At 63.1% G+C, this 14,879-nt stretch carries 11 protein-coding genes; 3 read left to right on the top strand and 8 right to left on the bottom strand.

The annotated features are described in order from the left end of the window. The 5 genes from GZ092_RS19310 to GZ092_RS19290 form a co-directional block, all read right to left on the bottom strand. A partial coding sequence (locus GZ092_RS19310) for an Hsp70 family protein (protein ID WP_293638758.1) occupies positions 1-1,313 on the bottom strand: 1,313 nt, incomplete at its 3' end. Between the two features lie 359 nt (positions 1,314-1,672). Next, complete coding sequence (locus tag GZ092_RS19305) at positions 1,673-3,550, bottom strand: Hsp70 family protein (protein WP_293638757.1); 1,878 nt, start codon at positions 3,548-3,550, stop codon at positions 1,673-1,675. After that, positions 3,547-4,110 (bottom strand): DUF2760 domain-containing protein, encoded by a 564-nt coding sequence (locus GZ092_RS19300; protein WP_293638756.1) that lies wholly within the window; start codon positions 4,108-4,110, stop codon positions 3,547-3,549. The genes GZ092_RS19305 and GZ092_RS19300 overlap by 4 nt, the downstream gene beginning before the upstream one ends. A gap of 482 nt (positions 4,111-4,592) precedes the next feature. Continuing rightward, positions 4,593-6,824: an NADP-dependent isocitrate dehydrogenase gene (locus GZ092_RS19295; RefSeq protein WP_293638755.1), complete on the bottom strand. Its 2,232-nt coding sequence runs from the start codon at positions 6,822-6,824 to the stop codon at positions 4,593-4,595. Positions 6,825-7,055: 231 nt separating this feature from the next. Continuing rightward, entirely contained in the window at positions 7,056-7,958 is a 903-nt protein-coding gene (locus GZ092_RS19290; protein WP_293638753.1) for a LysR family transcriptional regulator, read from the bottom strand. A 139-nt stretch (positions 7,959-8,097) separates the two neighbouring features. On the opposite strand from GZ092_RS19290, the gene GZ092_RS19285 reads away from it, so the two are divergent. Together GZ092_RS19285 and GZ092_RS19280 are read left to right on the top strand one after the other, a co-directional pair. Next, positions 8,098-9,078, top strand: coding sequence for a tripartite tricarboxylate transporter substrate binding protein (locus GZ092_RS19285; RefSeq protein ID WP_293638751.1), 981 nt, complete (start codon positions 8,098-8,100; stop codon positions 9,076-9,078). Positions 9,079-9,087: 9 nt separating this feature from the next. Beyond that, positions 9,088-10,260: a M20 aminoacylase family protein gene (locus GZ092_RS19280; protein ID WP_293638749.1), complete on the top strand. Its 1,173-nt coding sequence runs from the start codon at positions 9,088-9,090 to the stop codon at positions 10,258-10,260. A gap of 168 nt (positions 10,261-10,428) precedes the next feature. Here GZ092_RS19280 and GZ092_RS19275 read toward each other — a convergent pair whose 3' ends face one another. Together GZ092_RS19275 and GZ092_RS19270 are read right to left on the bottom strand one after the other, a co-directional pair. Then, a complete protein-coding gene (locus GZ092_RS19275) occupies positions 10,429-10,980 on the bottom strand; it encodes an RES domain-containing protein (protein ID WP_293638747.1) in 552 nt (183 codons plus the stop codon). 139 nt (positions 10,981-11,119) lie between these two features. Continuing rightward, a complete protein-coding gene (locus tag GZ092_RS19270; protein WP_293638745.1) occupies positions 11,120-11,428 on the bottom strand; it encodes an antitoxin Xre-like helix-turn-helix domain-containing protein in 309 nt (102 codons plus the stop codon). A 290-nt stretch (positions 11,429-11,718) separates the two neighbouring features. Here GZ092_RS19270 and GZ092_RS19265 point away from each other — a divergent pair, with 290 nt between their 5' ends. Continuing rightward, positions 11,719-12,471: a hypothetical protein gene (locus GZ092_RS19265; RefSeq protein ID WP_293638744.1), complete on the top strand. Its 753-nt coding sequence runs from the start codon at positions 11,719-11,721 to the stop codon at positions 12,469-12,471. 161 nt (positions 12,472-12,632) lie between these two features. On the opposite strand, the gene GZ092_RS19260 is transcribed toward GZ092_RS19265, so the two are convergent. Further along, entirely contained in the window at positions 12,633-14,852 is a 2,220-nt protein-coding gene (locus GZ092_RS19260) for a malate synthase G (RefSeq protein ID WP_293638743.1), read from the bottom strand. Between the last annotated feature and the right edge of the window lie 27 nt (positions 14,853-14,879).

Raw genomic sequence — 14,879 nt, 5'->3', positions numbered from 1 at the left:
ACCGCCACATCGGGGTTGTCGTTGTGCAGCAGGCGCAGCGGCGCGCCGCGCCAGGCGCCCAGCGTTTCGGCCAGCCGCTGCGCCAGCGCGCCGGCGCGGAACACGCCGCCGTTGAGCAGCAGTGCATCGGGCAGGTCCGGGCCGTGCTGGCGCAGGAAGGCGGCGATGTGGCGCGTGATGGCCGCGTCGCGCGCATAGGGCAGGCCAAAGGCGACAATGCCGCCACGCGCCTGCACCGGCTGCGCGTCCAGCCCGACCTGCGGAAAAAAACCGTCAACGATCAGCCGCTCGACCTCTGCGCGCTGCAGCATCACCGTGCGGCTGCCGCCGACCAGCCGGGCGCCGCCGCCCAGCAGCGTGACAGGCGCCTGTTCGGGCGCGTCATGCGCCAGCAGCACTTCCTTGGCGGCGCGGCAGCGGTCCATCAACTGCGCCAGCCGGCTGGCCGACAGCGGCGTGCCCGCCGTGCCGCCCATGCGCGTTTCCACGGCATGCGCCAGCGCCAGGTCCATGTTGTCGCCCCCCAGCATCAGGTGGTTGCCTACACCGACGCGCGTCAAGCGGGGCGGGCCGCCGGCGGCATCAAGTTCCACGTCGATCAGGCTCAGGTCGGTGGTGCCGCCGCCGACGTCGCAGACCAGCACGCGGCGCGTCTGCGCCAGTTCCGTGTCCAGCCGGCCCTGGTGGCGCAGCAGCCAGTCGTGGAACGCCGCCTGGGGTTCTTCCAGCAGGCGCAGCTGCGGCAGCCCGGCCTGCCCGGCAGCGCTGAGCGTCAGGGCGCGGGCACCTTCGTCAAAGGACGCCGGCACGGTCAGCCAGAGCTGCTGATGCTCCAGCGGGCTGTCCGGAAAGCGCGCATTCCATGCCAAGCGCACATGGTGCAAGTAGCTGGCGCTGGCGTCGACTGGCGAGATTTTTGGCACATCGTCGGGCGCGCCCCAAGGCAGGATGGGTGCCAGCCGGTCCACGGCCGCATGCGACAGCCAGCTCTTGGCGCTGGCCACCAGCCGGCCCGGCACCTGCGCGCCCAGCCGGCGCGCCCACTCACCGATGACCGCAGGCGGCTGATCGGCGATGCCGCTGTCGGCCGGCCACGGCAGTTGAAGTGCTGAAGCGGCCAGTTCGCCGTCGGCCGGGTGAAAGCGCACCGAAGGCAGCAGCGGCAAGGCGGCCACCTCGCCGGGGGCGACCAGCTGGTCGATGTCGAACACGCGGATGTCGGCCTGCCCGCCCTGCACCGCCGCCACCGGCGCGTAGGCGACCACCGTGTGGGTGGTGCCCAGGTCGATGCCGACGATGTAGTGGGGATTCATTTAATGAGCGATTTCACCGGAGTCGCCATGGTCCTGACTCGGAAACTCTCTCAACTTTTGCTTCTTTTTCTAGCTCACGAACGAGTGCAACAGTCCAATACTGCTGATTGGATGAGGTCGCGTTTTTGTGATCTCCCCAGTCGAATCCGCACGCTCTGAAGATACTTGCCAGCTTAATCCCCTCCCGGCCTGGCTGACAGAGGTCTGACGCTTGCATAAACTGGTAGACGAGTGTCATTGCATCTGCCCGAAGTTGATTTCCCCTAATTTCAAACTCTTTCATATCTCTCCCACTTGTGAGTGCATTGAGTCATCGAAATATATTTTGGAGAGGTGTATCTCTGAAATTAGCATTGCTTTTAGCTGTTGCCCCGCACATCGAACTCCACCTTCCAGCGCTCGCCGCCCTGCGTGGCGACGGCGGTCAACTCCAGCGTGCCGGTGTCGGTGGCCACGGCGCGCAGCCGGACCTGCACGATCTCGCCGGCCTGCCGGCCTTCGGCGGGCAACGTCGCCTGGATCTCGCCGAGTTCCTGCAATTCGTCGGGCTGCCAGACGTCGAGCAGCACGCCCAGCGGGTCCTGGCGGCGCACCGACGAGCCGAAAAAGCGCAGGTGCATCGGCTCGCCGACGACCAGGCCGAATTCCTGCGTCTGCAGCTCGGCCTCGATGCCTTCTTCCATGCCGAAAGGCGCAATGCACAGCGCCTGGATGGGCGGCTCGAAGCCCGGAATGGCCGGCATCGCCGACTCGACCGCGACGTAATAGGCGCGCGCCGTGCCGCCGCGAATCCGCACGCCCTGGCCGCGCCGCACGTAGCCGTAATAGGCCGCGCCACGCGCCACCGCCAGGTCCATGTCGGCACCGGTCAGCGTGCGCGCCGGCGCAGCCTGTTCGGCGGCCAGCCAGCCGTTCAGCGTGTCCAGCGTGCGCTCGACCAGGATGTCGGACTTGAAGACGCCGCCGTTGAACAACACCGCCGTCGGGTGCAGGAAGCTGGCGCCCGCATTGACCTGGCCGGCAAAGCCTTCGAGTTCGGCCGTGGCGCCGGCCTGGCGGCCCAGCAGGGCGGCCAGGTGGCGGGTGACGCCGGCGTCCTGGGCGTAGGGCAGGCCGAGCTGCGTCAGGCCGCCGCGCGCGCGGTTCACCGGGCGGGCCGCTGCGTCCACTTCGGGAAAGAAGCCTTCGAGCAGCGAGGCCCGCACCTCGGCCTGCGTCAGCTCGGTGCGAACCGAGCCGCCGATCAGCTTGGCCCCCCGGCTGGGAATGACCAGCGGCTGCGCTTCAAGCGTGGCGTCGCCCAGCAGGCTTTCCTTGGCGCTGCGGCAGGCATAGGTCAGCGCGCGCATCTGCCACGGGTCCAGCTGCTTGCCCTCGGCGGCCAGCTTGCGCGCCACAACATGCGCCAGCATCAGGTCCATGTTGTCGCCGCCGAGCAGGATGTGGTCGCCCACGGCGACGCGGTGCAGTTCCAGGTTGCCTTCACGCTCCAGCACGGCAATCAATGAAAAGTCGCTGGTACCGCCGCCGACGTCAATCACCAGAATGATCTCGCCCGGCTTGACGTCCTTGCGCCACTGGCCGGCGCTGCCCTGTATCCAGTGGTAGAGCGCCGCCTGTGGTTCCTCCAGCAGCGTCATCGAAACGTAGCCGGCGGCGCGGGCGGCCTCGGCCGTCAGTTCGCGCGCGGCCGGGTCGAACGACGCCGGAATCGTGATGGTCACGTCCTGCCGGTCGAACGGCGCTTCGGGGTGCGCCTGGTCCCAGGCGCGGCGCAGGTGGGCCAGGTAACGGGTTGAGGCTTCGAGCGGCGAGACGCGCGCGACTTCGGGCGGCGCGTCGTTCGGCAGGATGGCCGCGCGCCGGTCCACGCCGGGGTGGCAGAGCCAGCTCTTGGCGCTGGACACCAGGCGGATCGGCGTCTGCGCGCCGCGTGTGCGCGCCATTTCGCCTACGGCAAAGTCCTGCTCGCCAGTCCAGGGCAGCGCCAGGTCATTGGCGGCCATCTCGCTTTCATGCGGCAGGTACAAAAACGACGGCAGCAGCGTCAGGTTGCCGACGCTGCCCGGCGCGGTCAGCTGCGGAATGTCGAGCACGCCGTAGCTGGTTTTTTCGCCATCGCTGGCGCCAATGTCCACCCAGGCCAGCGCGCAATGCGTGGTGCCCAGGTCGATGCCGATGGAAAACTGCGGCGCGTCCGCAGTGCTTTCAGCTTTGGCGGTCGTGGCGGCGTTCACAGTTCCACCTCGGCCTGGGCCAGCACGCTGGCGTCATGTCCGGCGGCCAGGCGCGGCAGCCGGGTGTCGGTGGCGCGCCAGCCCCGGTGGCTCAGGGTGCCATGGAATGGCGCCTGGCCGACCACGTTGCCGGTCAGGCGGATGGCACGGGCGTCAAAGCCGTCATTCAGCGTGATGCGGCTGCCTTCAGCCTCGGGCCGCACCGGCGCCAGCGTGAAATGCTCGCGCAGCACCCTGGCGCAGCCTTCATGCACCAGCCGTGCCGGTCCGCCGATCTCGGCATCGGTATAGCCGCTCAGGTCTTCCTGGACAAAGTCAATCAGTCGTGCCTCGCGCTGCAGCAGGCTCAGAAGTTGCAGCGCCGCGTCGGGCGTGGCTTCCTTGAAGACGGGCGGCGCGGCAGGCGCAGGCGCGGGCGCTGCGACAGGTTCGGTGCGTTCGTCGCCATGCTCGCGCAGGTTCTGCACGCGCGCGGCATAGTTGCCATCGCCCAGCGTGCTTAAAAAGCTGCCAAAGGCCAGCGAAACACGTTTGAAAAATGAAGGGGTCGGGTCGGTCATCAAGGCTCCTGATGGCGTCGGCCAGCGGCCGAACATAAAATGAAGGAATGGGGTTTGCAGGACAAGCCGTACCGGGCGGCATGGCTTTGCCCCTGGGAATGACTTGGAAGGAAAGGCAGCAGCGATCTGCGCCTGAAGGCCTTCCAGGGTCTGGGCTCCCGCAGCAAAACGCTATTGTCCATAGAAAAACCGCGTCCACAGGCAATAGCGGGTAGTTTTTAAGGGTAAAAAGTGCCTTTTGCGCATATCCGGCGTGCGCAAACAGCTACTTAATTAATAGCATCTTGATGCCACGCCATTCAATGCGTGCGCCTGGGCGTGGCCCGCAAGCCTGGCGCCACGCCGCAAGGGGTCGAGGCCGGCACGAAAAAGCCGCAGGCCCTCTTGCGAGGGCATGCGGCTCGGACGGTGTTGAAGGGCTGGCCGTTGGGCCAGCGCGGGCCGGCGGCAGGACCGCCAGCCCGTTTTTGCGGCTTTTAGCCTTACACCGCGCTCAGCAAGGCATTGAAGGTGGCACTCGGGCGCATCACGGCCCTGACCTTTTCCGCATCCAGCAGGTAGTAGCCGCCGATGTCGACCGGCTTGCCCTGCACTTCTTTCATCTCGGCGACGATTTTTTCCTCATTCTCGGCCAGCGACTTGGCCAGCGGCGCGAACTGCGCCTGCAATGCCGCGTCTTCGGTCTGCTCGGCCAGCGCCTGCGCCCAGTACATCGCCAGGTAGAAATGGCTGCCCCGGTTGTCGAGTTCGCCGGTGCGAGTCTTGGGGCCTTTGTTGTTGTCCAGCAGCTTGCCGGTGGCAGCGTCCAGCGTGCGGGCCAGCAGCCCGGCCTGGGTATTGCCAGTCTTCAGCGCCAGGTCTTCCAGCGACACGGCCAGCGCCAAGAATTCGCCCAGCGAATCCCAGCGCAGGTGGTTTTCTTCGACCAGTTGCTGCACGTGCTTGGGTGCGGAACCGCCCGCACCGGTTTCGTACATGCCGCCGCCGGCCATCAAGGGCACGATGGACAGCATCTTGGCGCTGGTGCCGAGCTCCATGATGGGGAACAGGTCGGTCAGGTAGTCGCGCAGGATGTTGCCGGTCACCGAGATGGTGTCCAGCCCGCGCGCAACGCGCTCCAGCGTGAAGCGCATGGCGCGCACCTGGCTCATGATCTGGATGTCCAGGCCGGTGGTGTCATATTCTTTAAGGTAGGTGTGCACTTTCTTGATCAGCTCGTTTTCATGCGGGCGGTACGGGTCGAGCCAGAACACGGCGGGCATGCCCGAGTTGCGCGCACGCGTGACGGCCAGCTTGACCCAGTCACGAATCGGCGCATCCTTGACCTGACACATGCGCCAGATGTCGCCGGCTTCCACATCCTGGCTCAGCAGCACCTCGCCGGTGGCAAGGTCCACTATGTTGGCCACACCGCCCTCGGCAATTTCAAAGGTCTTGTCGTGCGAGCCGTATTCTTCAGCCTGCTGCGCCATCAGCCCGACGTTGGGCACAGTGCCCATGGTCTTGGGGTCAAAATTGCCGTTCCATTTGCAGAAGTTGATGATCTCCTGGTAAATGCGGGCAAAGGTCGATTCGGGCATCACGGCCTTGACGTCCTTCAGGCGGCCATCGGCGCCCCACATCTTGCCGCCGTTGCGGATCATCGCGGGCATGGACGCGTCGACAATGATGTCGTTGGGCGAGTGGAAATTGGTGATGCCCTTGGCTGAATCGACCATGGCCAGCTCGGGCCGGCCTTCGTGGCAGGCGTGCAGGTCGCGCTTGATCTCGTCCTGGGTACTTTGCGGCAGGGTGGCGACCTTCTCGTACAGGTTGGCCATGCCGTTGTTCACGTTCACGCCAATTTCATCGAACAGCGCGCCATGCTTGGCAAACGCGTCCTTGTAGAAAATCTTCACGCAGTGGCCGAACACGATGGGGTGCGAGACCTTCATCATCGTCGCCTTGACGTGCAGCGAGAACATCACGCCGGTCTTGAAGGCGTCGTCGATTTCCTTTTCGTAGAACTCGACCAGCGCCTGCTTGCTCATGAACATCGAGTCGATGATCTCGCCGGCCAGCAGCGACACCTTTGGCTTGAGCACCAGCGTCTTGCCGCTCTTGGTGAGCAGTTCCATCTTCACGTCGCGCGCCTTGTCCAGCGTCAGTGATTTTTCACCGTGATAAAAATCGCCGTGGTGCATGTGCGAGACATGCGAGCGCGACGCCTGGCTCCAGTCGGCCATCGAATGCGGGTGCTTGCGCGCGTATTCCTTGACGGCCTTGGGCGCGCGGCGGTCTGAATTGCCTTCGCGCAGCACCGGGTTGACGGCGCTGCCGATGCAACGCGCATAACGCGCGCGAATCTCTTTCTCGGCGTCGCTCTTGGGGCTTTCGGGGTAGTCGGGAAGCTTGAAGCCCTTGGACTGCAGTTCCTTGACGGCGGCGATGAGCTGGCCCTGCGAGGCGCTGATGTTGGGCAGCTTGATGATGTTGGTGTCCGGGTCTTGCGTCAGGCGACCCAGTTCGGCCAGCGTGTTGGGCACCTTCTGCGCATCGGTCAGGCACTCGGGAAATTCGGCCAGTACACGGGCTGCGACCGAAATGTCGCTCTCGGCGACTTCAATGCCCGCCGGTGCCGTGAAGGCGCGCACGACCGGCAAAAAAGACCAGGTCGCCAGCAGCGGTGCCTCGTCGGTGAGCGTGTAGATGATTTTTGATTTTCCGGCTGTCATGGTGCTCCTGTTGCTTGTAGGGTAGTGAGGCTGGCTTGCGCAATATAGGGGGTGTCCCTGTCATGAACCTGATGGCTGCGCCGGGCCAGGCGCCTGAGCGGGAAATTTCGTCACTTGTGGTCACGTAATCTTCGCGGATGGCGCGCTGGCCTGGAGGGCCGTGGAATGAATGCCAGGCCATTCCAGCGAAGAAGTTTACGCCTGTGGGTCCCCCAACATAGCCTGGAGACTTCAGTCGCGCAGCTGCTCGGCCACGAACTGGCGAAACAACCCCATCGACGGGGCCTCGGTGCGCCTGAGCAGCGTGACAAACGCAAACCTCGCCCCGCTGGTCAGGACCGGTTCAGTCACCAGTTCGGCGAGCTGGCCGGCTTCGATGCCAGTGCGCGCGGCAGCCAGGATGCCAAGGTAAATGGCGTCCGACGCCTTGACCACCTCCAGCAGGCTGGTGATGTCGTCGCAGCGCAGGCTCACCGCTTGCTGTGGATCGGCCCGCGGGCCGAAACGGTTGACCAGCAGGTGGGCGACCTCGGCGCTCAGGGGCGTCGAGGCCAGCGGGTAGCACAACAAGTCATCAAAAAATATCGTCTTGCCGGTTTTGAGCAAAGGGTGGCTGCTCCGGCAGACAAAGCCGGTGCGCAGCTCCGCCAGGTTTTCAATGGACAGGTCGGGGGCCGGGGCGATGCGGCGAACGTCGATCACCAGCGCGTCAAGCAGGCGCTGGCGCAGCTGCATCAGTTGCAACTCGGTCGGGCCCGGCGACATGCTGACGTGCACGCTGGGGTGGTGCCGCGCCATATGGACCAGAAACGGCGTCATCAGCATCACGCCCGGCCCGGACCCCAGACCGATTCGGATGGTGCCCAGGTTGCCTTGCTTGAGCAGTTGGGCGCTGCGGCGCAACTCAGCCGCTTCAAACACCATGCGCCGGGCGCGCACCGCCACCGCCTGGCCCAGCTGTGTCAACTCGTTGCGCTTGCCGGTGCGGTCGATCAGCCGTGCGCCCAGATCGTCTTCCAGCGTCTGAATGCTGCGGCTCAGGGCCGACTGGGTGAGGTGCTGCTGCTCGGCAGCGCGGCTGAAAGAACCCGTTTCAGCCACGGCCAGCAAGTGCTCCAGGTGTTTGAGGTTCATGGTTCCGGGGGGTTTTGGGTGCGCAATCGAAATGAGTAATATGAATAGTAATTAGAAAAACAATGCATTGGACACATTGATTCTTGCTCTTTAGCATGTGTGCAGTACCTCATTCCACACCCGTTTCAAGGATATTTCCATGAATGCATTGAAGACCCTGTTCACCCTGCTTGCCGGTGCGCTGCTGACCACCGGCGCGGTATTCGCCCAGACCTATCCCACCAAGCCTGTCAATCTGATGGTGCCCTACCCGGCCGGCGGACCATCTGACTCCATCGCGCGTATTTTCACCGTGCCGCTTTCCCGGGAACTGGGCCAGACGGTGTTGGTGGAAAACCTGGGCGGCGTGTCTGGCGCGCTGGCCGCGCAGAAAGTGCTGGCGGCGCCCGCCGACGGCTACTACCTGTTCCAGGGGTCGCCCAACGAAGTGATCCTGTCGGCGCTCGCCAATGCTGCGGTCAAATTCAAGGCCGAGGACTTCCGCCTGGTGCATCCGGTGGCCGAAGCGGTGATGGTGTTCGTGGTGCGCAAGGACCTGCCGGTGAGCACTGTGGACGAGCTGATCGCGCTGGCGCGCAAGTCGAAGGACAAGCCGCTGACCTATGGCAGCGTGGGCATTGGCTCGCTCTACCACCTGATTTTGGAAAACGTGCAGCAGCTCACCGGCGTCACCCTCACTCATGCGCCCTACAAGGGCAATGCGCCCCTGCTGCAGGACATCGGCGGCGGCCAGGTCGATTTTGCCGTGCTGGTGTACAGCGCTGGCATGGGCGCGCTGGCCGAGCAGGGCCGGCTCAAGGTGATCGGCCAGCTCGGCGGGCAGCGCTCCGAGTTGCTCAAGAGCGTCCCGACCGCCAGTGAAGGCAAGGAGCTGAAGAACTTTTCGTACAAGATCTGGAGCGGCCTGATGGTGCCGAAAAACACGCCTGAACCCGTGGTGCAGCGGCTGCACCAGGCCATCGGCAAGACACTGCAGGACCCTTCGGTGCGCTCGCAGCTGGCCGCGCAGACGCAGTTGGCATCGCCGCCAATGTCGCTGGCGGAATCAAACAAGTTCTTTGAGACCGAGACGTCACGCTACCGTGCCATCGCCAAGTCGATCAACCTGCAACCGCAGTAAGGCGACCGAATGAACACGTTACTTGATGCGCTGAAGGCACAGGCCGATGAATTCGTCCAGCTGCGGCGCGACATTCACCGCCATCCCGAACTGGCGTTTGACGAGCACCGCACCTCGGCCCTGGTGGCCGACAAGCTGCAGGGCTGGGGCTACGCGGTCGAGCGTGGTCTGGGCGGTACCGGCCTGGTGGGCCAGCTGGTGCGTGGCAACGGCCAGTCCAGGCTAGGGCTGCGCGCCGACATGGACGCGCTGCCGATCATTGAAGCGACCGGCCTGCCGCACGCCAGCTGCCATGCCGGCATGATGCATGCCTGCGGCCACGACGGCCACACCGCCATGCTGCTGGCCGCCGCGCGGCACCTGGCACAGCAGGGCAACTTTTCGGGCACGCTGAACCTGATCTTCCAGCCGGCCGAAGAAGGTGGCGGCGGCGCGCTGCGCATGATGGACGACGGCCTGTTTGACAAATATCCGTGCGACGCGGTGTTTGCGATGCACAACATGCCCGGCGTGCCGCAGGGCCGGCTGGTGCTGCGGGAAGGCGCGGCCATGGCCTCGTCTGACTACGCCACCATCACGCTCACCGGCGTGGGCGGCCACGGCGCCATGCCGCACCGCGCCACAGACCCGGTCGTGGCGGCCGCCAGCATCGTGATGGCGCTGCAGACCATCGTGTCGCGCAACATCGACCCGCTGCAGATGGCCGTGGTCACCGTGGGCGCACTGCACGCCGGCCAGGCCAACAACGTGATTCCGCAAGCTGCGACGCTGGAGCTGAGTGTGCGCGCGCTGGACCGTGAGGTGCGCGCCCGGCTGCAGCAGCGCATCAAGGCGCTGGTCGCCGCGCAGGCCGAAAGCTTCGAGGTCCGGGCAGAGATCGACTGGCGCCCCGGCTATGCGGTGCTGGTCAACACGCCTGACGAAACCGCCTTTGCCCGCAAGGTGGCGCTGGAACTGGTCGGCGCCGAGCGCGTCACGCTGCAAGGCCCGGCCCTGTCCGGCAGCGAGGACTTTTCCTTCATGCTCGAGCGCGTGCCAGGCAGCTACCTGTTGATCGGCAACGGCGATGGCGACAGTGCCGGCGCCTGCATGGTGCACAACCCCGGCTACGACTTCAACGACGCCAACCTGCCCGTCGGCGCGGCCTACTGGGTCTTGCTGGCGCAGCGCTTTCTGGTCTGAGCCAGCCAGCCCGGCCATGAAAAGGTCGCGCCATTCCCTCGAGTCCGCATGGCTCCTTCCCCCGCTGGGGCAGGCGGGAAGGCGTCAACCGGGGAAGCGTTGTCGTTACTTTTTTACAAGCCAAACAGGCCGCCAGCGCATACTTTGCCGGCATAGACAGCTATTTAATTAATAGCGTTTTGGCAGGATTGCACCAGACCGACGGTGGCTTGAAGGCGGTGCCGGGCTGCCCGCCGCGTCGGAGCCCTGGCCTGCGGACGCGTGGCCCATCAGCCGGAAGTCGGTGTCCATCGCTTTTGGCTTGCCCATGGTGATGCGGGCAAAGTCAAGGTGCGCGGGGTTGAGCAAATAGTTGCGTTCGGCGGGAACCACCGCGCTGGGCACGGCCAGCACGGCGCTGCGCCCACGCTCCAGCCAGTCGCGTCCGATGCTTTGCAGGGCAGCGCGGCGCTCAAGCCCGCGCCAGTCCGGGGCAAGGTCCGCCAGTTCCACAAGCGTCTCGCCGAGCATGTCGGGCAGCTGCGCCTGAATCAAAACATACCGGACACGCCAGGGCGCGTCCTGCATCATCATTTCCAGCAAGGCCATCGCGCGCGACTCGGCCGTGTACACCAGCACAAAGCCCTTGGGGTTCCAGCGCCCGCGATACAGGTCCGCGCCTTCGCGCGAAAAAACCGTAGCGGCAAGAAGCGCCGTCGTGATGCGCCAGACCGTGCGCATCAGGCAAGAACGCCCTACTCGATGCGCCCCAGCGTGTCGAGCACGGTTCGGCACCCAGGTCGGTCAGCAGCGACAGCGGCGTCACGTCGCCCAGCCCCAGGGTTTGGGTTTTCAGCCAGGCCAGGGCAGGCCCGCCGACCTAGAACACCTCTTCGGCGAGTTCCACCACGCGGGCAAAACGCACGAATTTGGCAGACTCTTCAGCCGACAGCAGGCCCTCGCGCTTGCGCCGGGCCAGGGTGCGCTCGGGAATGGCCAGGGCGCGTACCAGATCCGACTGGGCGGTGCGGGTCAGGCGGCTGATGGCTTCGACCGACGTCGCCGGCAAGCCGCGCCGGACCAGCGGAATCCAGTCCATCACCGTACGGGGCCGGGCGTGCAGCACCTCGGCGCCGTCCAGCAGGGTGAACGCGGAAACAGGGGTGCGATTTATGCGTATGGTGGTCATCGCATTGCTTCGGTTTATGCCATTTGGCTTTGATCTCAGTCCAGACAATCATTTTTTCGCAGTGCAAGTCCTTAATTCACACTATGCCCACATTGACTTTTAAGCATGAAACGTCACCAACAGATCATTCGTATATTTCCGCAAAAGCTGGAATTACTTAAATATTTTCAGCAATACCGTATTTTTCATTAAAAGTGTATCAAAATATAATCGGCTTAAATTACTATTAAACAACCAACACAAGAAAAGATGTAGCGTCAATGAATAATAAATTACTCAAACTCGCGTATATGAATTTATTGAACGACATAGACATTACATGCCTGGAGAATCCAGAAACAAGAAAGGTAGTTTATGGAAAACTATCGGGTTTATTTTTGCCCAGTGTTTCTGAAAATTACAGTAACGCCAAAAACAAAGTCATGATCATTGGCAGTGAAACGGCTGGCTGGGAGCCGCTGGCTAAAAAGGTAGCAGGAGACACCGTTTTCGATGACTTTGAATCCATCGACACCTACGTTGATAGAACCATGCAAAAGCACCAGCATTTTTTCAAAAAAATGCTTCAGAAAGACTCCGGCGACAGAGGCCATACTTTCCATAACTTCACACGGGCTACCGCCAAAGCGGTGGGTGGAGATGGCCTGATTTATGCCAATCTATTTTGCTTTGACTGGCGAAAAAAATCTCCAATCAAATATCCAAAATTTGATTTTGTCAAAGATTTATCCGGAAAAATTCTGGATGTACAAATCAAAATATTGCAGCCAGATTACATAATCTTTGCCAATGGCATTTCATCAGCCAAACAGCGACGCGAATTATTCCCTGTTGGAGAAGGCGCGCGCTGTACAGATGGCAAAAATCATCCTGAAAAGATTTCGTCTCATTATTTATGGGAATTCATCCTGGATAAAAAAATTAGGTGTTTCCGCGTGCATCACCCCTCAGCGCGAAGCAAAGAGGCGCGCCTTGGCAGGTCGTTCGCGCTTCAATTGCTGGCTGAAGCAGCCCGAGGGCCGACGAGTAGCGCCATTCAATAAATCGGCTGGTGTTGTTGCGTTGGCAACCATTGACCATCGCGCATAGCCAACCAATGAAAACAGCACCCGCAGGTGCCATTTTTACAAGCCAAATAGGCCTATAGCGCATAGTGGTCGGGCGAAAGCAGCTATTTAATCCATAGCGGCCCGCACCACCAAACTCAAGCAGTCCCCGCCTTGACCTTCAAGCGCCAGGCGTGAAGCAGCGGCTCGGTATACCCGCTAGGCTGCTCCAGCCCCTTGAACACCAGATCACACGCGGCCTTGTACGCCGCGCTCGTGTCAAAGTGCCCGGCCATTGGCTGGTACAGCGCATCACCGGCGTTCTGGCCATCGACCACGGCGGCCATGCGCTCGAAGGTTTCCTTGACCTGCGCTTCGGTGACGACGCCGTGCAGCAGCCAGTTGGCCATGTGCTGGCTGCTGATGCGCAGGGTGGCGCGGTCTTCCATCAGCGCGACGTTGTGGATGTCGGGCACCTTGGAGCAGCCCACGCCCTGGTCGATCCAGCGCACCACGTAGCCCAGAATGCCCTGCGCGTTGTTGTCGAGTTCTTGCTGCTTGTCGGCAGCTGACCAGTTCGGCGTCGCCGTCACCGGAATCGTCAGCAAGCCGTTCAGCAGCGTGTCGCGTTCGGCGTTGGCGTCGATCTTTTCGAGTTCCTTTTGCACATCGGACACCAGCACCTGGTGGTAATGCAGCGCGTGCAGCGTGGCGGCGGTCGGGCTGGGCACCCAGGCGGTGTTGGCACCGGCTTTCGGGTGGCCGATTTTTTGCTCCAGCATGGCGGCCATCAGGTCGGGCATGGCCCACATGCCCTTGCCGATCTGCGCCTTGCCGCGCAGGCCGCAGGCCAGGCCGGTCAGCACGTTGTTCTTTTCGTAAGCCTGAATCCACGCGGTGGTTTTCATGTCACCCTTGCGGATCATCGGGCCGGCCTGCATGGCGCTGTGCATCTCGTCGCCGGTGCGGTCGAGGAAACCGGTGTTGATGAAGGCGACGCGCGCTTCGGCTTCGGCAATGCAGGCTTTCAGGTTGACGCTGGTGCGGCGCTCTTCGTCCATGATGCCGAGTTTCACCGTGTTGGCCGGCAGTCCCAGCAGGCTTTCAACGCGGCCAAACAGTTCGGCGGCAAAAGCGACTTCGGCCGGGCCGTGCATCTTCGGCTTGACGATGTAGACGCTGCCGGTGCGCGAGTTCTTGATGCCGGGCTGGCCCTGGCGTTTGAAGTCATGCATGGCGATGGTCGTGGTGACGACGGCGTCCAGGATGCCTTCGGGAATCTCTTTTCCGCCTGCGTACAGGATGGCCGGGTTGGTCATCAAGTGGCCGACATTGCGCAGAAACATCAGCGAGCGGCCATGCAGGCGCACTTCGCCCGTGCCGTTGGCGGCGGTGTATTCACGGTCGGGGTTCAGGCCGCGCGTGAAGGTCTTGACGCCGCCCTGGGCATCGGTTTTCGTGACTTCTTCGGTCAGCGTGCCCTGCAAAATGCCGAGCCAGTTGCCATAGGCCAGCACCTTGTCTTCGGCATCGACCACGGCCACCGAGTCTTCGAGGTCAAGAATCGTCGACAGCGCGGACTCGATCACCAGGTCGCTGATGCCGGCAGCATCGGTCTTGCCGATGGTCGTGGTGCGGTTGATGATGATGTCGATGTGCAGGCCGTTGTGCACCAGCAGGACCGACGTGGGCGCCGCAGCGCCGCCCTGGTAGCCGACAAACTGCGCCGGGTCCTGCAGCTTGGTGCTGCCGTTTTCCATGGCAATGAGCAATTGGCCGTCTTCGATGCTGTAGCCGGTCGCGTCCTTGTGCGAACCGCTGGCCAGCGGCGCCGACTGGTCAAGGAAGTTGCGGGCAAAGGCAATCACCTTGCCGCCGCGCACCGGGTTGTAGCCCTGGCCTTTTTCAGCGCCGTCTGTTTCGGGAATCGCATCGGTGCCGTAGAGCGCGTCATACAGCGAGCCCCAGCGCGAATTGGCGGCGTTCAGCGCGTAGCGGGCATTCAAAATCGGCACGACCAGCTGCGGGCCGGCTTGCACGGCCAGTTCGGCATCGACGTTGGCGGTGGTGATGGCAACCGTGGCGGGCTGCGGCACAAGGTAGCCGATGCCTTCCAGAAAAGCACGGTAGGCGGGCATGTCGGCGATGGGGCCGGGATTTGCCTTGTGCCAGGTGTCGAGCTCGGTTTGCAGGCGGTCGCGTTCGGCCAGCAGGGCAATGTTTTTCGGGGCCAGGTCGGACACGATGGCGTCAAAGCCGGTCCAGAAGGTGTCGCTGTCCACGCCAGTGCCGGGCAGCACCTTGTCGTTGATGAAGTTGTCGAGGGAAGTCGCAACCTGCAGGCCGTGGCGGGTGGTGCGTTCGGTGTTGTTGGTCATGGATGGTTCCTTTTAAAAAAATGAAAA

The organism is Polaromonas sp., assembly GCF_010365105.1.
Classification (GTDB): domain Bacteria; phylum Pseudomonadota; class Gammaproteobacteria; order Burkholderiales; family Burkholderiaceae_C; genus Polaromonas.
Note: the sequence above shows the minus strand (reverse complement) of the source record. Positions and strands in the feature narration are given on the sequence as shown.

What these genes read in the sequence shown, in the direction of transcription:
- GZ092_RS19300 (WP_293638756.1), bottom strand. Translation starts at nt 4,110, where the DNA reads ATGACCGACCCGACCCCTTCATTTTTCAAACGTGTTTCGCTGGCCTTT.
- GZ092_RS19295 (WP_293638755.1), bottom strand. Translation starts at nt 6,824, where the DNA reads ATGACAGCCGGAAAATCAAAAATCATCTACACGCTCACCGACGAGGCA.
- GZ092_RS19290 (WP_293638753.1), bottom strand. Translation starts at nt 7,958, where the DNA reads ATGAACCTCAAACACCTGGAGCACTTGCTGGCCGTGGCTGAAACGGGT.
- GZ092_RS19285 (WP_293638751.1), top strand. Translation starts at nt 8,098, where the DNA reads ATGAATGCATTGAAGACCCTGTTCACCCTGCTTGCCGGTGCGCTGCTG.
- GZ092_RS19280 (WP_293638749.1), top strand. Translation starts at nt 9,088, where the DNA reads ATGAACACGTTACTTGATGCGCTGAAGGCACAGGCCGATGAATTCGTC.
- GZ092_RS19275 (WP_293638747.1), bottom strand. Translation starts at nt 10,980, where the DNA reads ATGCGCACGGTCTGGCGCATCACGACGGCGCTTCTTGCCGCTACGGTT.
- GZ092_RS19270 (WP_293638745.1), bottom strand. Translation starts at nt 11,428, where the DNA reads ATGACCACCATACGCATAAATCGCACCCCTGTTTCCGCGTTCACCCTG.
- GZ092_RS19265 (WP_293638744.1), top strand. Translation starts at nt 11,719, where the DNA reads ATGAATTTATTGAACGACATAGACATTACATGCCTGGAGAATCCAGAA.
- GZ092_RS19260 (WP_293638743.1), bottom strand. Translation starts at nt 14,852, where the DNA reads ATGACCAACAACACCGAACGCACCACCCGCCACGGCCTGCAGGTTGCG.